The following is a 25,103-nucleotide window of genomic DNA, read 5'->3' on the forward strand; positions in this document are numbered from 1 at the left end:
TACGGTATAAAAGCGTAAAGTAATATATACAGCCCCGATCTCAACAATCGGGGCTTTTTTTATTTCATTTGTACTCGTGTACTGGTACAGTGCAGCACATTGAGATGTAGTCACAATATAAATGACTGGAGAGATGGCTAAATGGCAACACTAACCACCACCCAAACGTCACCCTCGCTGCTCGGCGGCGTGGTGATTATCGGCGGCACCATTATTGGCGCGGGGATGTTTTCTCTGCCAGTGGTCATGTCCGGGGCGTGGTTTTTCTGGTCAATGGCGGCGCTGATCTTCACCTGGTTCTGTATGCTGCATTCCGGACTGATGATCCTCGAAGCTAACCTCAATTACCGCATTGGCTCCAGTTTTGACACCATCACGAAAGATCTGCTGGGCAAAGGCTGGAACGTGGTGAACGGCATCTCGATTGCTTTCGTTCTCTATATCCTGACCTACGCGTATATCTCAGCGAGCGGGTCGATTCTGCATCACACCTTCTCGGAGATGTCGCTGAATGTTCCGGCGCGCGCGGCGGGTCTTGGCTTTGCGCTGTTGGTGGCATTTGTGGTGTGGTTAAGCACCAAAGCGGTTAGCCGCATGACGGCGATTGTGCTGGGCGCAAAGGTGATTACCTTTTTCCTGACCTTCGGCAGTCTGCTGGGGCACGTGCAGCCCGCAACACTGTTTAACGTGGCGCAGAGCAACGCTTCGTATACGCCGTACCTGTTGATGACGCTGCCGTTTTGTCTGGCGTCGTTCGGCTACCATGGTAACGTCCCGAGCCTGATGAAGTACTACGGTAAAGATCCGAAAACCATTGTGAAGTGTCTGGTGTATGGCACGTTGCTGGCGCTGGTGCTGTATACCGTATGGTTACTGGGAACGATGGGGAATATTCCACGTCCGGAGTTTATCGGTATTGCGCAGCAGGGCGGTAACATTGATGTGCTGGTACAGGCGCTGAGCGGCGTACTAAACAGCCGCAGTCTGGATCTGCTGCTGGTGGTGTTCTCTAACTTTGCGGTGGCGAGTTCATTCCTCGGCGTCACGCTCGGTCTGTTTGACTATCTGGCGGATCTGTTTGGCTTTGATGACTCGGCGATGGGGCGTTTTAAAACGGCATTGCTGACGTTTGTCCCGCCAATTGTGGGTGGATTGCTGTGGCCGAACGGTTTCCTGTACGCCATTGGCTATGCAGGACTCGCGGCAACTATCTGGGCTGCCATTGTTCCGGCGCTGCTGGCCCGTAAATCCCGCGAGCGTTTCGGTAGCCCGAAATTCCGCGTCTGGGGCGGCAAGCCGATGATTGCGCTGATCCTGGTATTTGGTATCGGCAACGCGATTATCCATATTCTGTCGAGCTTTAATCTGTTACCGGTTTATCAGTAACGTTGTTGTGCCGGATGGCGGCTGTGCCTTATCCGGCCTACTTGATCCTGTAGGCCCGGTAAGCGAAGCGCCACCGGGCAAAACAACGTACTACCCCAGCAACTCTTCTTTCACCTGCATCGCCAAATCAAACGAATGTAGCCGCGCCTGATGATCGAAAATCTGGCCGTTAACCATAATCTCATCGGCCTGGGTTTCACGCAAAATAGCGTCGAGACCGTGCCGCACTTTTGCCTTATCACCGACCAGCGACATGCTCAGCGCCTGTTGTACGCCGTATTGCTCAGAAGCGGACCACAACTGATGCATATTCTCTACCGGCGGCGGTAGCTGGCTCGTTTCGCCACGACGCAGTTTCACAAACGCCTGCTGCATGGAGGTGAAAAGAAACTCGGCGTCGCGATTGCTGTCAGCGGCAATGATGTTGATGCACACCATCGCATACGGCTTTGCCAGCCGCGCTGAGGGTTTGAACTGGGTGCGATACAGATGCAGCGCCTGATGCAGCATATCCGGAGCAAAGTGCGAGGCGAAGGCAAACGGCAGGCCGAGCTGGGCCGCCAGCTGTGCGCTGTACAGGCTGGAGCCTAATAACCAGACCGGGATCTGCTCGCCGTAACCGGGAACCGGGCGCACATGAGGGTTAGGATCGCGGGCGTCGAACCAGTCCACCAGTTCAGCTACGTCGCGTGGGAAGTTATCGATATCACCGCTCATGTGGCGGCGCAGCGCACGCATCGTTGGCTGATCGCTCCCCGGTGCGCGGCCAAGCCCAAGATCGATGCGTCCCGGATACAGTGTATTCAGGGTACCGAACTGCTCGGCGATCACCAGTGGCGAATGGTTGGGCAGCATAACGCCACCGGAACCGAGATGCAGCGTGGTGGTATTAGCAGCCAGATAGCCAATCAGCACTGAAGTTGCGGCGCTGGCGATGCCGGTCATGTTGTGATGTTCTGCCAGCCAGTAGCGGTGGTAGCCGCGCTTTTCGGCCAGTCGTGCGAGATCAAGCGAGTGTGTGAAGGCCTCTTTTGCCGAAGAACCTTCAGGGATCGGCGCCAGATCCAGCACCGAGAACGGAATAGTTTTGTCAGTCATAACGGCTCACTTTGTTACCGGTTAATCTTTTAATACTGCATTAAAATTTGATTACCGTTGTTAACAAAGTGAGCTTTTTTACGCCTGCAGCTCCAGACCAGCCAGTCGCTTCCAGTAGCCGTTGCAGTCACTGTGGGCGGCAAGGGGTAATGGGGCCGTGCCATTTTCATTGGCGCGGAAGGCGTCGAGCATGGCGAATGTTTCAGTGCCTGAAGGGGACAGACGCACAATATCAACCAGACCCTGCATCGATGTCAGCTCGTTGCCGAGGTTGTAAACATAGCCGCTCATGGTCTGGATCCCGTTGAGGACAAAGACCTGCTGATTTTCCTGCGACAGCACATCACGCCCGTTGGGGTATTTGATGCAGCAGGTTTCACATTCGTCTTTTGGCCGATCTTCGGAACGCGCGGTAAAGCAGCGAGCAGAGTACGCCAGCGGCAGATGCCCGTAGCTCAGCACCTCGACTTCAAACTGATTGCGAATACCCAGCTCATCACACTGGTTGAGCAGGTTTACCAGCCAGTCACGGGACAGCTCAACCGGCATACACCAGCGCGTCATGCCCTGCTTGAGCAGCAAACGCAGGGTTACCGCGTTGTAGCAGTTGAGCGCATGTCCTGCGACAAACGGCAGCTTGCGCTCGGCGCACATGTTTACCACGCCGAGATCGCTGGCTTCCACCAGGAAGTCGCCATTTTCAACATAGCGCTTCAGTTCTCCCAGCTCAGAGGAAGCTTGCACCAGCGCCAGCGTAGAGAGCACCACCTGTTTACCGCTGCCCGCGAGTGATTTCGCCATATCCAGCCAGTCGCCCACTTTGGTGGCGCGACGTTTACTGCATACCGCTTCGCCAAGATAGATAACGTCGGCCTGGCTTACGGCGGCCTGCTGATAAAAATCTTCCAGCGTTTCTTTCGGCCAGTACCACAGCACCGGCCCTAAGGAATATTTCATTGCTTCTCTCACTGCCATTTACGGTGATACGCGCCAAGCGTGGTCTGCGCGCCTTCGGACATTGAACCGAGCGTTTCCATCCACGCGTCCTGCGGGGCGTAGTGTTGCGGGTCGGCCATACAGCGGTCGATCGCCTGACGCCACACTTTCGCCACCTGGCTGACATAAGCCGGGCTGCGCTGACGTCCCTCGATTTTGACCGAAGCAATATTGGCGGCCAGTAAGTCGGGCAGCAGTTCCAGCGTGTTCAGACTGGTGGGCTCTTCCAGTGCATGATAGCGTTCGCCATCAACCAGATAGCGGCCTTTGCATAACGTCGGATAACCGGCGTTTTCTCCATCCTGATAGCGATCGATCAGAACTTCGTTTAGGCGGGATTCCAGCCCTTGCGGGGTCTGTTGCCAGCGCACAAAGCGAGCAGGGGAGCAGGCACCAACCGTGTTAGGAGACTCGCCTGTCAGATAGGACGAAAGATAGCAACGGCCTTCTGCCATAATGCACAGACTGCCGAAGGCAAACACTTCTAACGGAACTGGGGTTACGCGGGCTAATTGCTTCACCTGATGAATCGACAGCACGCGTGGCAGTACGACCCGCGCAACGTCAAAGTTGCGATGGTAGAAATTAATTGCCTCTTCATTGGTTGCAGATGCCTGAACAGAGACATGGCGCTCAATATGCGGGTAGCGCTCTGCGGCATACTCAAGCATGGCGAGGTCGGCGAGGATCAGCGCATCCGCACCCAGTTGTGCCGCCATATCCACGGCACGTTGCCAGCGTACATACCCATCCGGATGGGCAAAGGTGTTAATCGCAATGTGCAGCTTACGGCGATGTTGATGAACGAAACTCACCGCTTCCTGCAATTTTTTCTCGGTAAAATTAAGGCCGGCGAAATGACGGGCGTTGGTATCATCTTTCAGCCCGATGTAGACAGCATCAGCGCCGTTCTCGATGGCCGCCTTAAGCGCCGGGAGGTTTCCGGCAGGGCAGAGCAGCTCCATAATTTATCCTGAACGTTGCGCCATGTAGGGCGCAGAAATGTTAACGAAGAGGGATTTTAGTTAACCTTGCTGAGACAATTTTTGATTTGAGGCAGTTAAAGTCGTATTGGTGACACTAATAAAGAGGTAACAATTTCGTAGCGAATTGTTGATTTATGCCGCTATGTCGTTTATTTGATATGGCAAAATAGCAGGACTATTGAAACAGGGAGTAAAGCTCGTGTTGGATAAACTGCGTTCACGCTTAGTACATTTAGGTCCTTCTCTGATGAGTGTACCGGTTAAACTGACGCCCTTTGCGCTGAAGCGCCAGGTTCTGGAGCAGGTCCTGAGCTGGCAGTTTAGTCAGGCGCTGGCCGATGGGGAGCTGGAGTTTCTCGACGGTCGCTGGCTGAGCATTCATGTGCGTGACATCGGCCTTAAATGGTATACCTCTGTTCAGAACGATAAACTGATCGTCAGCCAGAATGCAGATGCGGATGTCAGTTTTAGCGCCGATGCCAGCGATCTGCTGATGATCGCGGCGCGTAAACAGGATCCGGATACGCTTTTCTTCCAGCGTCGCCTGGTGATTGAAGGTGATACAGAATTAGGGCTATACGTAAAAAATCTGATGGATGCCATCGAACTGGAGCTGATGCCTAAAGCGTTGCGCGTCATGCTGATGCAGTTGGCGGATTTTGTTGAGGCGGGTATGAAAACGTCGCCAGAAACCAAACAGACCTCGGTAGGTGAGCCATGCTGATTCGAGTTGAGATTCCCATTGATGCCCCTGGTATTGATGCATTGCTGCGCCGTTCATTTGAGAGCGATGCGGAAGCAAAATTAGTCCACGACCTGCGTGAAGATGGTTTCTTAACGCTGGGTTTGGTTGCTACCGATGATGAAGGTCAGGTAGTGGGTTACGTCGCGTTCAGCCCTGTCGATGTGCAGGGTGAAGATCTGCAATGGGTCGGCATGGCGCCGCTCGCGGTGGATGAAAACTACCGGGGACAGGGCCTGGCGCGTCAACTGGTCTATGAAGGACTCGATTCCCTGAACGAGTTTGGCTACGCCGCGGTGGTTACGCTGGGCGATCCGGCACTGTACAGCCGCTTTGGCTTTGAGCTGGCAGCGCATCATGACCTGCGTTGTCGCTGGCCGGGCACCGAAAGCGCGTTCCAGGTGCATCGCCTGGCAGAAGATGCGCTGGAGGGCGTCTCTGGCCTGGTGGAATATCACGACCATTTCAATCGCTTTTAAGTGTCGGGGGTTTGCAGGCTCCTCAGTAGAGTCTCAAACCCTTCGCCTTCCACAAGACGCTCTTTCTGGCGTTTTGTAAGCTGCTTGACCCGATACTCTATGCGCAGGGCCAGCGAGCGATCGCCGACCTGCGCCGCAAATGCCAACGTGAGTTCCCCCTTTCCACGTAGCGCCTTCGCGCCTTTCCCACTTTGATGCTGCTTATAGCGGCGCTGCACATCGGTGGTTATTCCGGTGTATAAGGCGTTGTCAGCGGTACGGATCAGGTACAGATACCAGGGTGTCATTGTCACCATCGACGTGATAATTTTCAGGCCTACAGTATAAAAGAGAACAGAAATGGAAACACTGACTGCGGTGACTCGTTGGCTGGCAAAGCAGCACGTCGTGACCTGGTGTGTACACCATGAAGGTGAATTGTGGTGCGCCAATGCGTTTTACCTGTTTGATGCGCAGAAGATGGCATTCTATGTGCTGACCGAAGATAAAACGCGCCATGCGCAGATGTCGGGACCGTGTGCACCGATTGCCGGCACGGTAAATGGTCAGCCCAAAACGGTCGCCCTGATTCGTGGCGTGCAGTTTAAGGGGGAAATTCGCCGTCTTGAAGGGCAGGAGAGTGAAACCGCGCGTAACGCCTACAACCGCCGTTTCCCCGTCGCCAGAATGTTGCCAGCGCCCGTGTGGGAGATTCGACTGGATGAAGTCAAATTCACTGACAACACGCTGGGCTTCGGTAAAAAGATGCACTGGCTACGTGATCTATAGTTAAAAGAGTGATTGAAGCGTCAGGGGAAAATAAACGATGAGCCAGGTGTTAATAACCGGTGCAACGGGTCTGGTGGGTGGACATTTATTGCGGATGCTACTGAATGAACCCCGGATCAATGCCATTACGGCGCCGACGCGTCGACCGCTGGCTGATACGGTTGGCATCTATAATCCCCACGATCCGCAGCTAACCGATGCTCTGGCGCAGGTTACCGATCCGGTCGATATTGTCTTTTGTTGCCTGGGAACGACCCGACGTGAAGCGGGCAGCAAAGAAGCATTTATCCACGCTGACTATACGCTGGTAGTGGATACAGCTCTGACGGGGCGTCGGCTGGGGGCCCAGCATATGCTGGTGGTGAGTTCGATGGGCGCTAATGCCAATTCACCGTTTTTTTATAACCGGGTGAAAGGTGAAATGGAGCAGGCGCTGATCGCGCAGAAATGGCCCTGGCTGACGATTGCCCGGCCTTCTATGCTACTGGGTGATCGGGATAAACAGCGGGCGAATGAAATGTTTTTAGCGCCATTATTTCGGTTGCTGCCGGGTAACTGGAAGTCGATTGAAGCGCGCGATGTTGCGCGGGCAATGTTGGCAGAAGCGCTGGCGCCTGGGCATGAAGGGGTTTCGATCCTGACCTCTTCCGAGTTACGCGAAAGGGCTAAATAAAATGCCGGATGGTGCTGACGCTTATCCGACCTACAAACGATAACGTCCTGTAGGCCGGATAAGACGCCCATGCGTCGCTATCCGGCATCAGTATTATTTAATAAACGTAAAGGCCGTCGTGACGCGTTTCACGCCGCTTACCCGGCTGGCGATGTCTGCCGCCGCCTTCGCTTCGCGTTCGGTCACCAGACCTAACAGGAACACTTCTCCATTCTCGGTGGTGACTTTCACGTTAGAGGATTTCACCTGATCGCTGGTCAGTAGCTGGGAACGTACTTTGGTGGTTATCCAGGTATCGTTGGATGCATCGCCCAGACCGATTGGCTGGCCCTGACGGATCTCATTAAAGACCTCAGTCGTACCTTCTACGCCCATCGCAATCTGTTTTGCCCGCGCAGACAGTTCGCTATTAGGTGACTGGCCGACCAGCAGCACTTTACCCTGATATGCGCTCACGTTGATGCGCGCTTCTTTCTTGATCTGGGCATCTTTCGACAACGCCGTATTGACGCGTAATTCCAGGGTCCCATCATCTACCTGGGTGCCGACACTGCGAGGATCCGTTGCTGCTTTCGTCCCGACAGCTGCTGTTCCGACAACGGCGGCAGCTACACAGCCTTGTAACAGCAATGCTGAGAGAACGACGGCGAGCGGCGAAAATGCCTTCATGTGTACTCCTTAATCATCCTGGTGAGGGAAAAGCGTGTTATCAATGAGATCGCAAAGGCAATTGACCGTCAGCATATGCATTTCCTGAATGCGGGCGCTGTGGTGTGACGGGATGCGGATTTCAACATCCTGTGGCCCCAACAACCCGGCCAGCTCCCCTCCGTCATAACCGGTCAACGCAACGATTGTCATGTCGCGTGTCACGGCGGCTTCAACGGCTTTTACGATATCGCGGCTATTACCACGCGTAGAAATTGCCAATAGAACATCACCTGCATGTCCCAGCGCACGGACTTGTTTTGCATAAACTTCGTCGTGCAGGCGATCGTTGGCAATCGCAGTTAAGACCACATTATCAGTGTTTAGTGCAATCGCAGGTAAACTTGGGCGTTCTGTTTCAAAACGGTTGATCATGCTGGCAGCAAAATGCTGTGCGTTGGCAGCGGACGTCCCATTACCACAACAGAGAATTTTGTTGCCATTGAGCAGGGACTGAACCAGCGTCATGGCGGCACGGGAGATCGCATCCGGGAGTGCTTCAGCCGCAGCTATCTGAGTTTGAATGCTTTCTGTAAAGCAGACTTTAATTCTATCTAACACGCTAATCCTTAAGAACCAGGCTCTGAATCTTCAACTATGAGCGGTCGTTGAACGCGTCCTTAAACCACTCAACATCATTTCCGGTGAAGGCTAACACATCGAACCGGCAATCCACAGTATCAAAACTCCCATTGTGGCGCGCAAGCCACAAGCGGGCGGTCTGTAATAATTTGTGTTGTTTGCTCCGGGTCACACTCGCCGCTGCGCCGCCAAACTGGGCCGAGCGCCGATAGCGAACCTCAACAAAGACGGTGGTGTTGCCTTCACGCATTATCAGGTCGATTTCGCCGCCACGCTCACGCACGTTAGCGGCGATAAAACGCAGTCCTTTGCTTTCCAGCCAGTGACGCGCAGTCGTTTCCCACGTATCACCGGTCTGTTTGCTCGTTAACTGGCGGGGACGACCTGTCCTTGCTGGTATTTGAGCCATGATAACTTCCTGTTAATCACACAATCCGGCGTTGCGGTTAAGGCCCCGGTGTTGCCGTTAATTTCGAAACCCTGTACCTGACGCATTTGCGAGAAGTGGTTGGCAAGTGACCAGGCATCGACGCCCATCGCATACATACGTGCCAGTGAGTAATCGTTACGAACCGCGTCAAGCGCCTGCTGCATGAGAGGAGCGTTAGCACCTGCCAGCATCGGTATTTCGCTGTACTGCAAGCCTTCCATCTCCAGACGGAAATCCGGGCCAGCAGTTCCCTGCGCGCTACGGGAGCTGGCGTACAGCGTTGCACCGCTCTGGCTGCCGTTGCGCATAGCGATCATCGGCTTAATAAAGGCAATTTCTTCCGGCGTCGCCAGAATATACACGGCATCAACACGGCCGCTGCTGCCAGTGATTTGGGCATCGGTAGGCGCAGCCGGAATCGTCAGACCGCCAATCGTCACGCCAGGTTGCGCAGGTACAGAGGAGGCCACCGGGCTGCCCGTCAGGGAAATTCCCGAACCGCCGTTGACGCCCATTTTCAGCTCGGCGGTGGAGCCAAATTTCTGCTGCAACACTACGCCACCGCCCAGCTTTTGCCATTCCTGAGCAAAGGCATTGGCAACGCGATCACCTAACGAACTCCGCGGGATCAACAGCAGTGGTGCTTGTTTTCCTTGTTCACGGATGTGGCGTGCGGCATCGCGCGCTTCATCTTCTGGCGACAAAGCGAAGTAGCAGACGTTCGGCAGGTTTTTCACCGACTCCGGCTGATTAAGCGCCAGCACGTTTAATGGCGTGTTGCTTTTCATCAGCTCTTCAACATTGTTTTTCAACAGCGGACCAACCACGATGCTGGCGCCATCCTGCTGGACCTGAGTCAGGATTTGGTTCAGTGGCTGTGATGAGGTGTCGTAGATTTTCAGCTCTGCGGACGGATTCGCCGGTGCGCTGGCGGTGGTTGGCTGTGCAGGTGCTGTTGGCTGTGGGGCTGCAGCTTCTGGCTGTGCTGGCGTCTCGTTAGTCAGATCGCTGACTGACGCCTGAGAAGGGCTGGCAACACCGTCAGTCGTTTGCGGCTGTTCCGTGGTCGTCGCAGTTGTTGTATCCACAACAGGCGCAGCTACAGCAGGGGCCGCTACGGGTTGAGTACCCATATTTTTCGCTGCTTCAAAGCCTTGCTGAATAGTCCGGCCAAATACAGCGGCCTGACCGTTCAGCGGCAGCAGCAGCGCAATTTTGCTGGTGGAGGCGGGCTTAAAGCTCTGGACGTTAACCAACTGCGTTGGCAGCATTTTTGCGCCCGGGTTTTGCGGATAACGTTTCTGCCAGTCAGCAATCCCGGCTTTCATCATGTCCGGATCGTTACGGTTATCGAACCAGACGCGCTGGAGATCCAGCCAGCCTTGCAGCACGTTTTCATCCGCATTGATGACCAGCGCCTGCGCTTGTTCCTGGGTCATGGATGACAGCGCCTGCCAGGTGGCATCGATGTTTTTCTGCTTAGCATTCGCGGGCAGCAGCGGTTCCTGGGCGATCAGGGCGCGCAGTAGCGTCAGTGATGGGCGCCCCTGGTTGACGTCGATTTGCGCCTGCCAGTATCTGGCCTGCTGGTTTTGATCGAAATCGGCAGGAGTGAGTTTATCCAGCAGGGCCTGAGCGCCAGCGATATCTTTCTGCGCGAGCTTGATCTCGACGGCGAGCAACGACTGCTCACGACGCTGAGTATCGCTGAGTTTCTGCGGTAGCTGGTTGAATAGCTCGGTAGCCTGCTGGCTCTTGCCTTCTTTCAGCAGTGCACGAATGGCGAGTAATTGCCAGTTGGTCTTGCTATCATCTGAGCTTTGCTGCATTTGTTGCAGATAAAAGCCGGAATCAGCCTGCGCAGTGCCCTGCATATGGGCTGCACTCTGGTCTGGCGCCTGGGTGCCACAGCCTGCGAAAATCAGTGCAGCCAGAATGACTGGTAGCGCGCGCGCGGCTTTCAAACGAGAAAATGTTGAGGGTACCATACTGTATCCAGTGATATTTTTTTACTCAATGCTCAATATTAAATCGGCAATACGGACGACACAATGAAACAACACGAATCGGCGGATAATTCTCAAGGCCAACTCTTTATTGTACCTACTCCTATAGGAAATTTGGCTGATATTACCCAACGAGCGCTCGAAGTTTTACAAGCCGTTGATTTGATTGCCGCTGAAGACACCCGTCATACCGGATTATTGTTACAACACTTCGCGATTAACGCCCGTTTGTTTGCGTTACACGATCACAATGAGCAACAAAAAGCGGAAACGCTGGTGGCGAAACTCAAAGAAGGGCAAAACATTGCGCTGGTTTCCGATGCCGGAACGCCGCTGATTAACGATCCTGGTTACCATCTGGTGCGCACCTGTCGCGAAGCGGGGATCCGCGTTGTTCCTCTGCCGGGCCCTTGCGCGGCGATTGCCGCGCTGAGTGCTGCTGGTCTGCCTTCAGACCGCTTTTGCTATGAAGGTTTTCTGCCGGCCAAATCGAAAGGGCGTCGTGATGCGATGAAAGCCATTGAGGCAGAGCCGCGTACGCTTATTTTTTATGAATCTACCCATCGCTTGCTGGATAGCCTGGAAGACATGGTTGCCGTTTGGGGCGAATCCCGTTACGTGGTACTGGCGCGCGAGCTGACCAAAACCTGGGAAACCATTCACGGCGCACCGGTTGGCGAGCTGCTGGCGTGGGTCAAGGAAGATGAAAATCGTCGCAAAGGCGAAATGGTGCTGATTGTTGAAGGGCATAAAGCGCAAGAAGACGATCTGCCTGCCGATGCGCTGCGAACCCTGGCGCTGCTGCAGGCCGAACTGCCGCTGAAAAAGGCCGCCGCGCTGGCTGCTGAAATCCACGGCGTGAAAAAGAATGCGCTGTACAAACACGCGCTGGAACAGCAGGGAGAGTAAGAGAGGCTGGATTAATCGCCAGCTTGTCGGAAGAACGCGCTGAAAGCGTTGCAGCAAAAAGGAAAGTTGCAACGCGTTGGTGCGAAGAAAAGCGGGATGTGGCGGGTAAAAAACTAAACGATCAGTAACTCAACGCCTGTTTTAGCCAGCGCTGATTTGTCCTGCTTGCTGATGCTATCGTCGGTTATCACGCAATTAATCTTCTCCATCGGCAATACCTGATTAAAGCCACGGCGATTGAACTTTGTCGCGTCCAGCACCGCGATGACCTTATGTGCGGCAGCTGCCATGACGCTGCTAATGGAGTAGCCTTCGTTAAATGTCGTAATGCCATTTGTGGCATCAATCCCATCGGCACCCACAAACATCAGGTCAGCGCTGATCCCTTGTAGGGAACGTTCAGCGATAGTGCCATGCATTGAATGCGTTTTATGGCGCACGGTTCCACCGCAGACGACCAGCGTAATGTCTTTGTTTTCCGACAACGTGAATGCGGCGGGTAGGCTATTGGTAATAACGGTGATATTACTTTTTCGGTTTAACGCCTCCGCGATAAGCAAGGTGGTGCTTCCGCTATCGAGAATGACGGTCATGCCTTCTTCGACCATTGCGGTCGCGGCCTGGGCGATCCTTTTTTTCGGATCGCTGGCAAGTTGATACCGCTCTTCCAATATCACTTCCTGATTGTCGCCTTCAGCCAGGTGGCTTCCTGGTTTTGCCGCTCCGCCGTGAAAACGGGTGACAAGACCTTTCTCCTCTAATAACCGCAGGTCGGCGCGAATAGTCACTTCAGAAATACCAAAGGTATTCGAAAGGTCCATTACCAGCACGCTGCCTTGCGTATTAATCAGGTCGACAATTTTGTTCCTTCTCTCAAATGAGTTCATATTGATTTACCTGATAATTTAACTATCACTAGTTTAATCGAAGGATTGCGAAAGGTGAACGCTAAATTTCGAAAGGAAATGTGAGCCAGCGCAGGTTGCTGGCTCGTGAGGTCAGGCAAATTTGAGCAGAATTTTTCCCTGCATCGGTGCGCCATTGAGTGATGTTACCGCTTTGGCAAAACTGTCAGCATCGCCGCTATGGGCAATTAACGGCTCCAGCTGTAAACGTTTTTCGGTCAGCAAGCGTGCAGCGGTTTCCCACTCCTCTCCTGGCCATGGGCTGGAGTAGTTCATCCAACTGCCGAGAATCGTTAATTCCTTACGCAGTATTTGGCCAAATACACTGGAAGTCAGCGTCAGGTCCTGATGCAATGTACCCACTAACGCTACCTGTGCGCGAGGGCCTGCAATTTCTACAGACAGGGCTACGGTTTGTGGTGTTCCTGCTGTCTCCAGTACAAGCTGATCGAACTGCATATCGGCCAGTGCAGAATAGATTTCCGCCGCGGCCATCTCCCGGCTATTGAATACGTGAGTGGCTCCCAACTCTTTCGCTAACGTCAATTTTTGTGGGTTGATATCAATTGCCGTGATGCTTTTGGCGCCGAGTTCGCGGGCGCATTGCAGTGCCAGTAAACCGATAGTACCCGCGCCCACAATAATCACGTTTTTACCTTCACAACCCTGCGCCAAATGAAACGCATGCAGGCCGACGGTGATGGGTTCAATGAACGCGCCATCTTCAATCGGCATATCTGAAGGCAGGCGGAACAGATTAGCGCGTTTCACCACCACATATTCTGCGTTGCCGCCTTCGCTACGTGAACCGACAAACTGATACTGCTTACACAACGAAAAGTAACCACGCTCACACTGAGGACAGTGGAAGCAGGGGAGCAGCGGCACACAGGCAACGGCGTCGCCTGGTTGCATATCAGTAACGCCAGTGCCGTAGGATTCAACATAACCGCTAAATTCATGACCCAGCGTTATTGGGTAATAATGCGCACCATGAGAGAAAATACGCGGGATATCAGAACCGCAAAGTCCTGAACTAACCACCCTGACCAATACATCGTTATCGGCTTGCAGTTGGGGCATGGGACGTTCTTCAACGCGTACGTCTCCCTCAGCGTGAATAACCACTGATTTCATAAGAGTCTCCAGAAATGTGAAGGGGAGCAAATGCTCCCCAGAAATTAAGATGTGGGCTGGCTTTCTGAGATAGCGGCTGCTTTTTCGGCGGCGACGAAATTACGTGCCCGGCGCCAGGTCAATAGCACACCTGCGAAGTAAATGATGGCAATAACTGCAAACGCCACGACGTTTTGCCAGGTAAAGAGCTGAATCAGTAACCAGGTGATCGGCGAGCCCCCCTGGTCCAGAGAGGCGACCATTCCACCTGCTTTCAGTGCCCCGGCGTTGGCGGCAAGCTGAGTGTGTAAGCCGATGGTCTGGGTGGCGATCCACAAGGTGATGCCCATGATGATGACGCCAGAGATCAGCGTGCGGAACAGATTTCCCTGATGAACGGCTACCGCCATGGCAACAAAGAAACCAATGGTGGCGAGATCGCCGAAGGGCAGAACCTGATTACCTGGGACCAGGACGGCAATCAGAATGGTCAGCGGAATAAAGATCAGGCTGGCGGAAACCACCGACGTATGGCCGAGCAGCAATGCGGGATCCAGACCAATTAAGAACTCCTGACCGCCAAATTTCGCCTGCAGGCGTTTGCGGGCATGCTTCGCGATAGGTGTTAAGCCATCCATAATCGGTTTAATGACGCGCGGCATGAGCAGCATGACGGCAGCAGTTTTTACCGCCAGTTGCAATACTGCTTTGATGTCATACCCGGCTAACAAGCCGATCACTAAGCCCATAACAAAACCGACGGTGACTGGCTCACCAAAAGGACCGAAGCGTTTCTGTACATCATCTGCACTGAAATGAATGCGATTCAGGCCCGGGATTTTTTCAATGATCGTATCAACCAGGACCGCTATTGGCCCCAGATAGGCTGATGAGCCGTGTGGGATGGCAATACCTTCGAGACCGAAAAAGTCGCGCGTGTCTTTCGCAAACCAGTCGCCAAGTTTGTAGACAAATGCGGCGTGAACGACAACGCCCAGGATGCCTAACCAGTATGAGCCCGTCGCCAGATGTAACATGGCGCCGGTAAACGTCATATGCCAGATATTCCAGATGTCGACGTTCACCACGCGGGTCATGCGGGTAACCAGCATCAGGATATTCACACCAATGGCGACAGGAATCGCAATTAGCGCAATTTGCGAAGCCCAGGTCATTGGTGATGAACCCGGCCAACCAACATCAATGACATGCAGGTTGATTTGAAACTGCTCCGCCATTGCTTTTGCGGCAGGCCCGATAGAATCCAGCATCAGGCCAATAACCAGACCAATGCCGACGAAGCCGATCCCAATATGCAGACCAGATTTAAAACAATCCCCGAGCTTCATCCCCAATAGTTTTGAGAAGATGATGATCACGAGCGGCAACATAACCGTTGGACCTAAATCGAGGATATAACGCATTATTTCGCTAAACATGGCGTTACCCCACGAGGATAGTCAGTATTTTTTGCTGCAACGCTTCGATACCTACGCCTGAAACAAAAGGCATGCCGTGGACCACAGGGATATCGCCAAAAGTACGGTCAACACGGGCGGTGGTACAGATAAGATCTGCTCCATCCATATAGGTTTCGATTTCCGTTACCCGGCACTGAACCAGGTCGAGTTGAATATTGTTGGCTTCACACAGTTCTTTAATTTCTTCTGCTGCCATTGTTGAAGTTGCTACAGCACCGCCACAAGCCACAATTACTTTACGTTTCATAGGGTATTCCTTTTATTATCAGTTTTTTATCAAGCCTGGGCGCAAGGCTCAGACTCAAGGATTTTTTCCCGAAAGAGCATTGCCAGTTCAGCATCTGGCGCATTCAATAATGCTTCAATGGTGTTCGGGTTTTGCAGCTCACTAAACAGACGACGCAGGAGCTTCAGCTGCGCCGTCGGGTTCTCAACGATTAAGGCAATAATTAAAGAGACCGCTATCTCTTCATCATCATCTGCCTGCTGAAAGTTGACAGGCGTCTCTGGGCGAATCAGATAGATAGCTGGCGATTTCGCATGAACGGCTTCACAGTGCGGGATCGCAACGGCATGATGTTCCAGCGCGATTCCAGTTGGAAAGGTTGCTTCACGCTCAATCAGGGCCTGCGGGTAGCTTTCATGCACGACCCCTTTGGCCAGCATCTCTTCCCCAATGTGCACCAGCGCATGCTGACACGAGCTAAAGTTAATTCCGGTTCGGACAAAGAGTTGGCTCATATATTCTCCAGATTTCAGGCTATAACTGGCGCGCAGCCAAAGCGATAGGCACGCAGAACGTCCTGGATTTTGTCGATAATCAGATTATGTGGTGTAGCCGTGAGCGTTCCTTCTGACAGGCGCTCAAACTGCACGGGCATAAACTGGCTAATTAGCCCCAGCGGTAATGCCACACCGTTCAGGTTGGCAATTAACTTTTCTACGCTTTGACGAATGCGCGGATGAGGCCAGTAGTAGCGAATACGGTCAGACAAGCTGAAGTGAATATCGACCATCGCCTGGCTCCAGGTTGGACGATAGTATTTTTTCCAGTAATCCGGCTCATTCAGCATGACTTCATCAATCACCTCCAGCACCCGGCTCCGTTGTTCCGGAGAGATCAGCTCATTTTCCATTTGTGCCAGCGCAAAAATAGCTTCGCGAAGGGCGAAAGTCAGCGCGGGACCGACTTTCAGAATCGCATAGTGGTCACGTACCAGGTCACGATAGGCCTGACGGGTTTGATAATCTGTGGAGTGCGCCTCGTAGACCATCGGCGTCTCTTTGATCCAGGCGGAAAGCGCTTGTGCGGCTTGTGGTTGATAGTGAATGATCTGTGTGTGATCAAACTCTACGCCTGGCTGGACGACAATGGCGATCACACGGGTTAATGCTTCTTCAAGCCCTAATGCACGAAAAGCGACCTGGTGTGTTTCCAGAGTACGGGCAGCATCTTCTTCGCGGGTAACATGTACGGTACCAATAGTACTGGCTTCTCCGCCAGGTACAGGAACTTCTGTCCCTATAACGTAAGTTAATTGGCGTTTCTGTTCTTCAGTGGCTGTTGCTTCTGCGGCCTGGCATAACACAGCGGCGCGCTCGGCGACAACCATTGGATCCAGCGGTGTGGGATCGTCAGCACAGGACATAGAGGCATCAAGATGGATTTTACTGAATCCAGCGGCGACATAAGCTTTAATTAAATCTACGGATTTCGCCATTGCCTCTGCTGCCGGTTCATTTTGCCAGCAGTTAGGACCGAGGTGATCGCCCCCGAGAATCAATCTTTCACGAGGGAAACCGACTTGTTCTGCAATGTTATACACAAAGTCACGGAAATCGGCAGGCTTCATCCCGGTATAGCCGCCAAACTGATTTACCTGATTAGATGTCGCTTCGATCAGCACTTTACTGTCTGTATTGAGATCAAAACGTAATGCGGATTCAATCACCAGCGGATGGGCTGAACAAACAGAACAAATGCCCAAATGTTCACCCGCTTTATGACGAGAGATTATTTCTTTCACTTCTATCTCCGATATCTTTTGTTTATCTTCATAATATTTTTGGATTGAAGGCAAAGGGTAAAAGCATCTTTCGTGATCCAGCTTTAAAAACAAACCTTTGTCAGCACCCGTGCAATTCAAATTAATGAAGGACTTACAGCTTTCCTTCGCAGCCGCAGTCGGCAATGACTTTACGTACCACCTCTTTCATCGCTGTTTTTGCTGGCACCATGTAGTGCCGTGGATCGTTCGCATCGATGTGGGCGCTCAGGTAGTTTTTGAGTGCGTCAGCAAAGGCGATTTTGAGTTCGGTAGCGACGTTGACTTTGCAGATCCCGAGAGTGATTGCGCGTTTAATATCCTGAGGGGGCAGGCCGGAAGCGCCATGTAAAACTAAAGGAATATCAACGCATTGACGAATTTCCGCTAACCGTTCAAAGTCCAGTTTTGGTTCTGCGGTGTACAAGCCATGGGCAGTGCCAATGGCGACTGCCAGTGAGTCGATACCTGTTTTTTCTACGAACTCTCGAGCCTGCTCAGGGTGGGTATAAAGTGCATCCTTGCCATCCACGATCAGATCATCTTCTTGCCCGCCCAGGCGTCCCAGTTCTGCTTCAACGCTGACGTCATAGCGGTGGCAGTAATCCGTCACGCGTTTGACTAACGCGATGTTATCGGTAAACGGTAAATGGGAGCCGTCGATCATGACAGAGCGAATCCCTGCGGAGACTTTCGCTTCAATATCGCTGACGCTTTCATGGTGATCGAGATGAATTGCCAGAGGGTGGTTCCAGCTTCTGGCCAGCTCGCTGGCGATAGCGACTATATTACCTACACCAGCGTAGCTAAACGTACCTGGCGTTCCGGCGACGATCAACGGAGAACGTAGCTCGGCAGCCGTTTCCACGACAACCTGTAAGGTCTCGAGATTGTGGATGTTAAACGCGGGGACGGCGTAGCCTTCTTGTTGAGCCTTCTTCAGCATCGTTTTGCTTGAAATGATAAACATACTTCCTCCGAAGTCTTTCGATTTCTTTCTTCGAAATAAAGTATAGGGTTTCGTAATGTTTTTTTGTGATTTCGATCTGAAAAATGAAAGTTTCGAAAGTAATGGGAGGGTTGCGAAAGTTTATGCCAAAAAAAAAGAGCATGCCCGTAGACATGCTCCTGAAGAAAAAACAGTGAAAAATCAGGTTACCGGTGCAGGGTTAAATACCGCCAGCTGGTTATGTAATCCCCACTGATCCGAGAAGGTTTTCTTACGACCGCTGGCCACGTCGAGAATGAACTCGAATAGCTTTAACCCTACTTCTTCGATGGTTTCTTCTCCGGTCGCGATGGTGCCTGCGTTGATGTCCATCAGGTCAAACCAACGATTAGCCAGTTCAGTTCGCGTCGCCATTTTTATCACCGGCACGGCCATCAGACCGTACGGCGTACCGCGACCGGTGGTGAACACCTGCACGGTAATGCCGGAAGCAACCTGCTGCGTACCACAGACAAAATCGCTTGCCGGGGTGGCGGCATAAATCAGGCCGCGCCTGGTTGGACGCTGACCCGGCGACAATACTTCGACAATCGCGCTCTTGCCTGACTTGGCAATAGAACCCAGCGCTTTTTCCACCACGTTTGCCAGACCGCCTTTCTTGTTACCCGGAGAGGGGTTAGCGCTGCGGTCAGTTTTTCCCATATCGAGATAGTTGTCGTACCAGGCCATCTCTTCGAGCAGACGCTTGCCCACCTTTTCGTTAACTGCCCGTGGGGTCAGAAGATGGATCGCATCGCGGACTTCGGTCACTTCCGAGAACATCACGGTCGCACCGCAGCGAACTAGCAGGTCGGAGGCATAACCTACCGCCGGGTTGGCCGTTACGCCAGAAAACGCATCGCTGCCGCCGCATTGCATGCCGACAACCAGTTCAGATGCCGGACAGGTTTCGCGCTGGCGCTGATTGAGCTTTGCCAGGTGGCGCTCAGCGACCTGCAAAATGTCTTCTACCATGGATTTAAAACCAACGTGTTTTTCATCCTGCAGGCTGACGATACTGGCGCTGTCTACCGGAATACTTTTCACATCGTGAGTACCTTCCAGCAGGCGCTCAGGCTGGAGTTTTTCGCAGCCAAGGCCGATGACCATTACTTCACCGCCGAAGTTCGGGTTCAGCGCAATATTGTGGATTGTACGAATCGGCACGATGGCGGCTGGGGCATTGATCGCCACGCCGCAGCCGTACAAGTGATTGAGCCCCACCACGCCGTCGACGTTCGGATATTTGGGCAGCAGATCGCGCTCAATGATTTTCACTACATAGTCCACCACGCCCGCCACACAGTGCACGCTGGTGGAGATGCCGAGCAGATTCTTGGTGCCGACGCTGCCGTCAGCATTGCGGTACCCTTCGAAGGTATACCCCTCCAGCGGCGGCAGCGGTTCCGGGACTTTGGTTGCCAGCGGTAATGTTTCCAGCGGCGGGGCTTTTGGCAGTTCAACCATCGATTCATCGATCCAACTACCGCGGGGGATATCGCGAACGGCATAGCCTATCACTTCGCCATAACGCACGATTTCGCCGTGAACAGGAATGTCCACGAGCGCCACTTTATGACCCTGGGGAATATGTTCAATTAGCTCCAGTCCGTCCGGAAAACGCGTTCCGGCTTTCAGACCATTGTCATTGACAATTATCGCCACATTATCTGTTTCGTGAACTTTAATATAAAACGCCGTTGGCGATTCTTGTCTAATTTCGATGTCGGCCATTGTCCAGTATTCTCCAACAAGTGGTGATAATAGTGTGGATATTTATATTTTGAATCTCATTGTCAGTAATAAAGATTCGGTATCGTGAAATAAGAATGTCAGGAGTTTATCGTGAAGAATGTGACAATGATCACTTAAACTCAGCAAGACCGCGCCAGCAGGGGGAGCAATACGTAAATGTGTGGATTAGCGCCCATGCATGTGTGCATATGCCCAAAACATTAATTTAATAACGCATATTTAATGAGCGCTTGCACAATGATTAACGTTGCGCTGCTGATTATACTAAATCACGGTTTCATTGCGTCTGATAAATTATTATACGTTTTTATTATCGGTAATTTATCACCAGGGATATCTGCCAAATAATAATAAAAACTTTTATGTACCCGAGGTAATTAGAATGATACTGGATACAGTTGTCGAGAAAAAGAAAGGTACGCACACCCGTTACTTAATATTGCTAATAATATTTATTGTTACCGCCGTTAACTACGCGGACCGTGCGACGTTGTCTATTGCCGGTACGGAAGTGGCGAAAGAGCTACAGCTTAGCGCCATCTCAATGGGTTACATTTTCTCCGCCTTCGGCTGGGCTTATCTGTTGATGCAAATCCCCGGCGGCTGGCTGTTGGATAAATTCGGCTCGAAGAAAGTCTACACTTACAGCCTGTTTTTCTGGTCGCTGTTTACCTTCCTGCAGGGATTCGTGGATATGTTTCCGCTGGCCTGGGCGGGTATTTCAATGTTCATCATGCGTTTCATGCTGGGCTTCTCGGAAGCGCCGTCCTTCCCGGCGAACGCCCGTATTGTGGCGGCCTGGTTCCCGACGAAAGAGCGCGGTACCGCATCCGCAATTTTTAACTCCGCACAATATTTCTCTCTGGCGCTGTTTTCGCCGCTGCTGGGCTGGCTGACCTTCGCCTGGGGTTGGGAGCACGTCTTTACCGTGATGGGCGTTATCGGTTTTGTGCTCACCGGCCTGTGGGTAAAGTTTATTCATAACCCAACCGATCACCCGCGTATGTCGCAGGAAGAGCTGAAGTTTATCTCTGACAACGGCGCGGTTGTGGATATGGATCACAAGAAGCCGGGCGCTGCGGCATCTGGCGGTCCTAAGCTGCATTATATCAAGCAGTTGCTGACTAATCGCATGATGCTTGGGGTGTTCTTCGGACAGTATTTTATCAATACCATCACCTGGTTCTTTCTGACCTGGTTCCCGATCTACCTGGTGCAAGAAAAAGGCATGTCGATTCTGAAAGTGGGTCTGGTGGCGTCGATTCCTGCGCTGTGCGGATTTGCCGGTGGCGTGCTCGGCGGTGTGTTCTCTGATTATCTGATTAAACGCGGCTTCAGCATCACCCTGGCACGTAAGCTGCCGATTGTGCTCGGAATGCTGCTCGCGTCGACCATTATTCTGTGTAACTACACCGATAACACCACCCTGGTCGTCGCGCTGATGGCGCTGGCGTTCTTCGGCAAAGGCTTCGGCGCGCTGGGTTGGCCGGTGATCTCCGATACCGCACCGAAAGAAATCGTCGGTCTGTGCGGGGGGGTATTTAACGTATTTGGCAACGTCGCTTCCATCGTCACCCCGCTGGTGATTGGTTATCTGGTGAGCGAGCTGCACTCATTTAATGCTGCGCTGATGTTTGTAGGATGCTCGGCGCTGATGGCGATGGTTTGCTACCTGTTTATTGTCGGTGACATTAAACGTATGGAATTGCAGAAATAAACAAAGGTATAGGCGATGAATAACACGATTTTTCCGAATAAGTTTAAAGCGGCCCTCGCGGCGCAACAGATTCAGATTGGCTGCTGGTCTGCATTAGCCAACCCAATCAGTACCGAGGTTTTAGGCCTGGCAGGTTTTGACTGGCTGGTGCTGGATGGCGAACACGCGCCGAACGATATCTCGACGTTTATCCCGCAATTGATGGCGCTGAAAGGTAGCGCCAGCGCGCCAGTCGTGCGCGTACCGACCAACGAGCCGGTGATTATCAAGCGCCTGCTGGATATTGGGTTTTACAACTTCCTGATCCCGTTCGTTGAGACACAAGAAGAGGCGGTGAACGCCGTGGCATCGACCCGCTATCCGCCGGAAGGTATTCGCGGCGTGTCCGTCTCCCATCGCGCCAATATGTTTGGCACCGTACCGGACTACTTTGCGCAGTCGAATAAGAACATCACCATCATCGTGCAGATCGAAAGTCAGCAGGGCGTTGATAACGTTGACGCTATCGCGGCGACCGAAGGCGTAGACGGTGTCTTCGTCGGCCCAAGCGATCTGGCTGCGGCGCTAGGCCACCTCGGCAATGCGTCACATCCTGATGTGCAGAAAGCTATCCAGCACATTTTTGCCCGCGCGAAAGCACATGGCAAACCAAGCGGAATTCTGGCCCCGGTAGAGGCGGATGCGCGTCGTTATCTGGAGTGGGGCGCGACCTTTGTTGCTGTTGGCAGCGACCTTGGCGTGTTCCGTTCAGCCACGCAGAAACTGGCTGATTCTTTTAAGAAATAACCACCATCGACAGTAGAGAGATAAAGACATGACAATGAAAGTTGGTTTTATTGGCCTCGGTATCATGGGTAAACCAATGAGTAAAAACCTCCTCAAGGCAGGTTACTCGTTGGTGGTTGCTGACCGTAACCCGGAATCCATTGCACAAGTCATTGCCGCTGGTGCAGAAACCGCCGCCACGGCGAAAGATATTGCTGAACAGTGCGACGTGATCATCACCATGCTGCCGAACTCTCCGCATGTTAAGGAAGTGGCGCTGGGTGAAGGCGGAATTATTGAAGGGGCGAAACCGGGCACAGTGCTTATCGACATGAGCTCCATCGCGCCGTTAGCCAGCCGTGAAATCAGCGACGCGCTGAAAGCGAAAGGCGTGGATATGCTGGATGCACCGGTAAGCGGCGGCGAACCGAAAGCGATTGATGGCACGTTGTCGGTGATGGTCGGCGGCGATAAAGCGATTTTCGACAAGTATTACGATCTGTTGAAAGCGATGGCTGGTTCAGTGGTACATACCGGCGACATTGGCGCGGGTAACGTCACTAAGCTGGCGAACCAGGTGATTGTGGCGCTGAACATTGCGGCGATGTCTGAAGCGCTGACGCTGGCGACCAAGGCGGGTGTGAACCCGGATCTGGTGTATCAGGCGATCCGGGGCGGTTTGGCTGGAAGTACCGTACTGGACGCGAAAGCGCCGATGGTTATGGACCGCAACTTCAAGCCAGGCTTCCGTATTGATCTGCATATTAAGGATCTGGCGAACGCACTGGATACCTCGCATGGGGTCGGCGCGCAGTTGCCGCTGACTGCTGCGGTCATGGAGATGATGCAGGCGCTGCGTGCAGATGGGCTGGGCACCGCCGATCACAGCGCGCTCGCATGCTACTACGAAAAACTGGCGAAAGTGGAAGTCACACGCTAACAAGAAGGGCGCGGATGTGCGCCCTGTATTTCTTGCCTTGCGCGGCACAGTCAGGCTACATAACTATGAAAATCGTAATTGCCCCAGACTCTTATAAAGAAAGTCTATCTGCCACTGAGGTCGCTCAGGCAATAGAAAAAGGATTTCGGGAAATATTTCCCGATGCGCAATATGTTTCAGTTCCGGTGGCCGACGGCGGCGAAGGAACGGTCGAAGCCATGATTGCCGCCACGCAAGGGAGTGAATATTCCGCGTGGGTGACGGGGCCGCTGGGTGAAAAAGTGAATGCCTGCTGGGGCATGTCCGGTGACGGTAAAACCGCGTTTATTGAAATGGCTGCAGCCAGCGGCCTGGCGTTGGTTCCTCCTGAAAAACGCAATCCATTAGTGACAACGTCTTGTGGTACCGGAGAGTTGATTTTGCAGGCGCTGGAAAGCGGTGCGAAAAGTATCATTATCGGCATTGGCGGTAGCGCGACCAATGACGGCGGCGCGGGTATGGTGCAGGCACTGGGAGCAAAACTCTGTGATGCCAACGGTACTGAAATCGGTTACGGCGGCGGTAGCCTGATTTGCCTCAATACCATCGATATTTCGGGGCTGGATCCGCGCTTAAAAACCTGTTCAATCCGTGTTGCCTGTGATGTGACGAATCCTCTGACGGGCGATACTGGCGCATCCCGCATCTTTGGGCCTCAGAAAGGGGCGACTGAGGAGCACATTGTCGAGCTGGACCGCAATCTTTCCCACTATGCCGATATCATTAAAAAATCGCTCAGGGTGGATGTGAAAGACGTACCTGGCGCGGGAGCGGCTGGTGGAATGGGGGCCGCGTTAATGGCTTTTTTAGGCGCGGAGCTGCGCAGTGGTATCGAGATTGTGACTCAGGCGCTCAATCTGGAAGAACATATTCACGATTGTACGCTGGTGGTGACCGGAGAGGGGCGTATCGACAGCCAGAGTGTGCATGGCAAAGTGCCGGTGGGCGTGGCGAGCGTCGCGAAGAAGTACCATAAACCAGTAATTGGTATTGCCGGTAGCCTGACACGCGATGTGGACGTGGTACACCAATATGGCATTGATGCGGTGTTTAGCGTATTAACCCGGATCGGCACGCTGGAGGACGCTTTCCGCGGGGCATCGGATAATATTTACCGCGCTTCAAGGAATATCGCTGCCACGCTGGCAATCGGAATGCGTAGTGCGGGGTGACAAAGGCGCACGAACCCTCTATACTGCGCGCCGAAGCTGACCAGACAGTCGCCGCTTCGTCGTCGTCCTCTTCGGGGGAGACGGGCGGAGGGGAGGAAAGTCCGGGCTCCATAGGGCAGGGTGCCAGGTAACGCCTGGGGGGGAAACCCACGACCAGTGCAACAGAGAGCAAACCGCCGATGGCCCACGTAAGTGGGATCAGGTAAGGGTGAAAGGGTGCGGTAAGAGCGCACCGCGCGGCTGGTAACAGTCCGTGGCACGGTAAACTCCACCCGGAGCAAGGCCAAATAGGGGTTCACAAGGTACGGCCCGTACTGAACCCGGGTAGGCTGCTTGAGCCAGTGAGCGATTGCTGGCCTAGATGAATGACTGTCCACGACAGAACCCGGCTTATCGGTCAGCTTCACTCTTTATAGA

The 25,103-nt window shown here is 53.1% G+C and carries 26 protein-coding genes and 1 other RNA gene; 11 read left to right on the forward strand and 16 right to left on the reverse strand.

What is annotated here, in order from left to right; genetic code table 11:
- The first annotated feature begins 141 nt into the window (after window positions 1-141).
- Entirely contained in the window at window positions 142-1,386 is a 1,245-nt protein-coding gene (gene mtr, locus FDX24_RS19415; RefSeq protein ID WP_137364776.1) for a tryptophan permease, read from the forward strand.
- A gap of 90 nt (window positions 1,387-1,476) precedes the next feature.
- On the opposite strand, the gene FDX24_RS19420 is transcribed toward mtr, so the two are convergent.
- The 3 genes from FDX24_RS19420 to FDX24_RS19430 form a co-directional block, all read right to left on the reverse strand.
- The gene (locus FDX24_RS19420; protein WP_137364777.1) at window positions 1,477-2,484 is read right to left on the reverse strand and encodes a luciferase-like monooxygenase; all 1,008 of its coding nucleotides are present in this window, start codon (window positions 2,482-2,484) and stop codon (window positions 1,477-1,479) included.
- 78 nt (window positions 2,485-2,562) lie between these two features.
- The gene (locus FDX24_RS19425; protein ID WP_137364778.1) at window positions 2,563-3,459 is read right to left on the reverse strand and encodes a U32 family peptidase; all 897 of its coding nucleotides are present in this window, start codon (window positions 3,457-3,459) and stop codon (window positions 2,563-2,565) included.
- Window positions 3,450-4,445 (reverse strand): peptidase U32 family protein, encoded by a 996-nt coding sequence (locus FDX24_RS19430; RefSeq protein ID WP_137364779.1) that lies wholly within the window; start codon window positions 4,443-4,445, stop codon window positions 3,450-3,452. The genes FDX24_RS19425 and FDX24_RS19430 overlap by 10 nt, the downstream gene beginning before the upstream one ends.
- Before the next feature lie 220 nt (window positions 4,446-4,665).
- Between FDX24_RS19430 and FDX24_RS19435 the strand changes: the two genes are divergently transcribed.
- On the forward strand, window positions 4,666-5,190 hold the full coding sequence (locus FDX24_RS19435) for an SCP2 domain-containing protein (RefSeq protein WP_137364780.1): 525 nt from the start codon (window positions 4,666-4,668) through the stop codon (window positions 5,188-5,190).
- Entirely contained in the window at window positions 5,184-5,687 is a 504-nt protein-coding gene (locus tag FDX24_RS19440) for a GNAT family N-acetyltransferase (RefSeq protein ID WP_048213385.1), read from the forward strand. The genes FDX24_RS19435 and FDX24_RS19440 overlap by 7 nt, the downstream gene beginning before the upstream one ends.
- Here FDX24_RS19440 and FDX24_RS19445 read toward each other — a convergent pair.
- Window positions 5,684-5,974, reverse strand: coding sequence for a GIY-YIG nuclease family protein (locus tag FDX24_RS19445; protein ID WP_115602378.1), 291 nt, complete (start codon window positions 5,972-5,974; stop codon window positions 5,684-5,686). The genes FDX24_RS19440 and FDX24_RS19445 overlap by 4 nt on opposite strands.
- Before the next feature lie 52 nt (window positions 5,975-6,026).
- On the opposite strand from FDX24_RS19445, the gene FDX24_RS19450 reads away from it, so the two are divergent.
- Entirely contained in the window at window positions 6,027-6,455 is a 429-nt protein-coding gene (locus FDX24_RS19450) for a YhbP family protein (protein ID WP_137364781.1), read from the forward strand.
- A gap of 37 nt (window positions 6,456-6,492) precedes the next feature.
- Window positions 6,493-7,128: an NAD(P)H-binding protein gene (locus FDX24_RS19455; RefSeq protein WP_137364782.1), complete on the forward strand. Its 636-nt coding sequence runs from the start codon at window positions 6,493-6,495 to the stop codon at window positions 7,126-7,128.
- Between the two features lie 93 nt (window positions 7,129-7,221).
- Here FDX24_RS19455 and dolP read toward each other — a convergent pair whose 3' ends face one another.
- From dolP to FDX24_RS19475, 4 genes are read right to left on the reverse strand one after another with little or no spacing between them, the layout of a single operon-like run.
- Complete coding sequence (dolP, locus tag FDX24_RS19460; RefSeq protein WP_048213381.1) at window positions 7,222-7,797, reverse strand: division/outer membrane stress-associated lipid-binding lipoprotein; 576 nt, start codon at window positions 7,795-7,797, stop codon at window positions 7,222-7,224.
- A 9-nt stretch (window positions 7,798-7,806) separates the two neighbouring features.
- The gene (diaA, locus tag FDX24_RS19465; RefSeq protein ID WP_048213380.1) at window positions 7,807-8,397 is read right to left on the reverse strand and encodes a DnaA initiator-associating protein DiaA; all 591 of its coding nucleotides are present in this window, start codon (window positions 8,395-8,397) and stop codon (window positions 7,807-7,809) included.
- A 34-nt stretch (window positions 8,398-8,431) separates the two neighbouring features.
- Window positions 8,432-8,827: a YraN family protein gene (locus tag FDX24_RS19470; RefSeq protein ID WP_121585098.1), complete on the reverse strand. Its 396-nt coding sequence runs from the start codon at window positions 8,825-8,827 to the stop codon at window positions 8,432-8,434.
- Entirely contained in the window at window positions 8,785-10,836 is a 2,052-nt protein-coding gene (locus FDX24_RS19475) for a penicillin-binding protein activator (RefSeq protein ID WP_137364783.1), read from the reverse strand. The genes FDX24_RS19470 and FDX24_RS19475 overlap by 43 nt, the downstream gene beginning before the upstream one ends.
- 63 nt (window positions 10,837-10,899) lie before the next feature.
- On the opposite strand from FDX24_RS19475, the gene rsmI reads away from it, so the two are divergent.
- Window positions 10,900-11,763 (forward strand): 16S rRNA (cytidine(1402)-2'-O)-methyltransferase, encoded by an 864-nt coding sequence (gene rsmI, locus FDX24_RS19480; RefSeq protein WP_003024942.1) that lies wholly within the window; start codon window positions 10,900-10,902, stop codon window positions 11,761-11,763.
- A 113-nt stretch (window positions 11,764-11,876) separates the two neighbouring features.
- On the opposite strand, the gene FDX24_RS19490 is transcribed toward rsmI, so the two are convergent.
- From FDX24_RS19490 to garD, 8 genes are all read right to left on the reverse strand, one after another.
- Window positions 11,877-12,650 (reverse strand): DeoR/GlpR family DNA-binding transcription regulator, encoded by a 774-nt coding sequence (locus FDX24_RS19490; protein WP_048213375.1) that lies wholly within the window; start codon window positions 12,648-12,650, stop codon window positions 11,877-11,879.
- A gap of 111 nt (window positions 12,651-12,761) precedes the next feature.
- Complete coding sequence (gatD, locus tag FDX24_RS19495; RefSeq protein WP_137364784.1) at window positions 12,762-13,805, reverse strand: galactitol-1-phosphate 5-dehydrogenase; 1,044 nt, start codon at window positions 13,803-13,805, stop codon at window positions 12,762-12,764.
- A gap of 44 nt (window positions 13,806-13,849) precedes the next feature.
- Window positions 13,850-15,223: a galactitol-specific PTS transporter subunit IIC gene (locus tag FDX24_RS19500; RefSeq protein WP_048213373.1), complete on the reverse strand. Its 1,374-nt coding sequence runs from the start codon at window positions 15,221-15,223 to the stop codon at window positions 13,850-13,852.
- A 4-nt stretch (window positions 15,224-15,227) separates the two neighbouring features.
- Window positions 15,228-15,512: a PTS galactitol transporter subunit IIB gene (gene gatB / locus FDX24_RS19505; protein ID WP_003828616.1), complete on the reverse strand. Its 285-nt coding sequence runs from the start codon at window positions 15,510-15,512 to the stop codon at window positions 15,228-15,230.
- A gap of 29 nt (window positions 15,513-15,541) precedes the next feature.
- Window positions 15,542-16,006: a PTS galactitol transporter subunit IIA gene (gene gatA / locus FDX24_RS19510; RefSeq protein ID WP_048213372.1), complete on the reverse strand. Its 465-nt coding sequence runs from the start codon at window positions 16,004-16,006 to the stop codon at window positions 15,542-15,544.
- A gap of 14 nt (window positions 16,007-16,020) precedes the next feature.
- On the reverse strand, window positions 16,021-17,292 hold the full coding sequence (gene gatZ, locus FDX24_RS19515) for a tagatose-bisphosphate aldolase subunit GatZ (protein ID WP_061068671.1): 1,272 nt from the start codon (window positions 17,290-17,292) through the stop codon (window positions 16,021-16,023).
- Between the two features lie 133 nt (window positions 17,293-17,425).
- Window positions 17,426-18,280, reverse strand: a complete 855-nt coding sequence (locus FDX24_RS19520; protein ID WP_061068670.1) for a tagatose bisphosphate family class II aldolase — start codon at window positions 18,278-18,280, stop codon at window positions 17,426-17,428.
- Between the two features lie 180 nt (window positions 18,281-18,460).
- Complete coding sequence (gene garD, locus FDX24_RS19525; protein WP_137364785.1) at window positions 18,461-20,032, reverse strand: galactarate dehydratase; 1,572 nt, start codon at window positions 20,030-20,032, stop codon at window positions 18,461-18,463.
- A gap of 403 nt (window positions 20,033-20,435) precedes the next feature.
- Between garD and garP the strand changes: the two genes are divergently transcribed.
- The 5 genes from garP to rnpB all read left to right on the forward strand — a co-directional run bounded on the left by garP (window position 20,436) and on the right by rnpB (window position 25,095).
- Window positions 20,436-21,770, forward strand: coding sequence for a galactarate/glucarate/glycerate transporter GarP (gene garP / locus FDX24_RS19535; RefSeq protein ID WP_048213368.1), 1,335 nt, complete (start codon window positions 20,436-20,438; stop codon window positions 21,768-21,770).
- A gap of 15 nt (window positions 21,771-21,785) precedes the next feature.
- Entirely contained in the window at window positions 21,786-22,556 is a 771-nt protein-coding gene (gene garL / locus FDX24_RS19540) for a 2-dehydro-3-deoxyglucarate aldolase (protein WP_048213367.1), read from the forward strand.
- 28 nt (window positions 22,557-22,584) lie between these two features.
- Window positions 22,585-23,475: a 2-hydroxy-3-oxopropionate reductase gene (garR, locus tag FDX24_RS19545; RefSeq protein WP_048213366.1), complete on the forward strand. Its 891-nt coding sequence runs from the start codon at window positions 22,585-22,587 to the stop codon at window positions 23,473-23,475.
- Window positions 23,476-23,540: 65 nt separating this feature from the next.
- Window positions 23,541-24,686 (forward strand): glycerate 2-kinase, encoded by a 1,146-nt coding sequence (gene garK, locus FDX24_RS19550; RefSeq protein WP_137364786.1) that lies wholly within the window; start codon window positions 23,541-23,543, stop codon window positions 24,684-24,686.
- A gap of 32 nt (window positions 24,687-24,718) precedes the next feature.
- An RNA gene (gene rnpB / locus FDX24_RS19555) (RNase P RNA component class A) lies at window positions 24,719-25,095 on the forward strand.
- Window positions 25,096-25,103 lie beyond the last annotated feature (8 nt).

It is taken from the genome of Citrobacter sp. wls716, from assembly GCF_005280975.1.
GTDB classification, from domain to species: domain Bacteria; phylum Pseudomonadota; class Gammaproteobacteria; order Enterobacterales; family Enterobacteriaceae; genus Citrobacter; species Citrobacter youngae.

Coding starts and splice junctions, on each gene's coding strand:
- FDX24_RS19425 (WP_137364778.1), bottom strand. CDS start 3,459: ATGGCAGTGAGAGAAGCAATGAAATATTCCTTAGGGCCGGTGCTGTGG.
- garR (WP_048213366.1), top strand. CDS start 22,585: ATGACAATGAAAGTTGGTTTTATTGGCCTCGGTATCATGGGTAAACCA.
- gatB (WP_003828616.1), bottom strand. CDS start 15,512: ATGAAACGTAAAGTAATTGTGGCTTGTGGCGGTGCTGTAGCAACTTCA.
- gatA (WP_048213372.1), bottom strand. CDS start 16,006: ATGAGCCAACTCTTTGTCCGAACCGGAATTAACTTTAGCTCGTGTCAG.
- FDX24_RS19450 (WP_137364781.1), top strand. CDS start 6,027: ATGGAAACACTGACTGCGGTGACTCGTTGGCTGGCAAAGCAGCACGTC.
- FDX24_RS19490 (WP_048213375.1), bottom strand. CDS start 12,650: ATGAACTCATTTGAGAGAAGGAACAAAATTGTCGACCTGATTAATACG.
- FDX24_RS19470 (WP_121585098.1), bottom strand. CDS start 8,827: ATGGCTCAAATACCAGCAAGGACAGGTCGTCCCCGCCAGTTAACGAGC.
- FDX24_RS19500 (WP_048213373.1), bottom strand. CDS start 15,223: ATGTTTAGCGAAATAATGCGTTATATCCTCGATTTAGGTCCAACGGTT.
- FDX24_RS19475 (WP_137364783.1), bottom strand. CDS start 10,836: ATGGTACCCTCAACATTTTCTCGTTTGAAAGCCGCGCGCGCGCTACCA.
- FDX24_RS19455 (WP_137364782.1), top strand. CDS start 6,493: ATGAGCCAGGTGTTAATAACCGGTGCAACGGGTCTGGTGGGTGGACAT.
- garL (WP_048213367.1), top strand. CDS start 21,786: ATGAATAACACGATTTTTCCGAATAAGTTTAAAGCGGCCCTCGCGGCG.
- FDX24_RS19440 (WP_048213385.1), top strand. CDS start 5,184: ATGCTGATTCGAGTTGAGATTCCCATTGATGCCCCTGGTATTGATGCA.
- gatD (WP_137364784.1), bottom strand. CDS start 13,805: ATGAAATCAGTGGTTATTCACGCTGAGGGAGACGTACGCGTTGAAGAA.
- FDX24_RS19430 (WP_137364779.1), bottom strand. CDS start 4,445: ATGGAGCTGCTCTGCCCTGCCGGAAACCTCCCGGCGCTTAAGGCGGCC.
- mtr (WP_137364776.1), top strand. CDS start 142: ATGGCAACACTAACCACCACCCAAACGTCACCCTCGCTGCTCGGCGGC.
- dolP (WP_048213381.1), bottom strand. CDS start 7,797: ATGAAGGCATTTTCGCCGCTCGCCGTCGTTCTCTCAGCATTGCTGTTA.
- FDX24_RS19520 (WP_061068670.1), bottom strand. CDS start 18,280: ATGTTTATCATTTCAAGCAAAACGATGCTGAAGAAGGCTCAACAAGAA.
- FDX24_RS19445 (WP_115602378.1), bottom strand. CDS start 5,974: ATGACACCCTGGTATCTGTACCTGATCCGTACCGCTGACAACGCCTTA.
- FDX24_RS19420 (WP_137364777.1), bottom strand. CDS start 2,484: ATGACTGACAAAACTATTCCGTTCTCGGTGCTGGATCTGGCGCCGATC.
- garP (WP_048213368.1), top strand. CDS start 20,436: ATGATACTGGATACAGTTGTCGAGAAAAAGAAAGGTACGCACACCCGT.
- rsmI (WP_003024942.1), top strand. CDS start 10,900: ATGAAACAACACGAATCGGCGGATAATTCTCAAGGCCAACTCTTTATT.
- garD (WP_137364785.1), bottom strand. CDS start 20,032: ATGGCCGACATCGAAATTAGACAAGAATCGCCAACGGCGTTTTATATT.
- garK (WP_137364786.1), top strand. CDS start 23,541: ATGAAAATCGTAATTGCCCCAGACTCTTATAAAGAAAGTCTATCTGCC.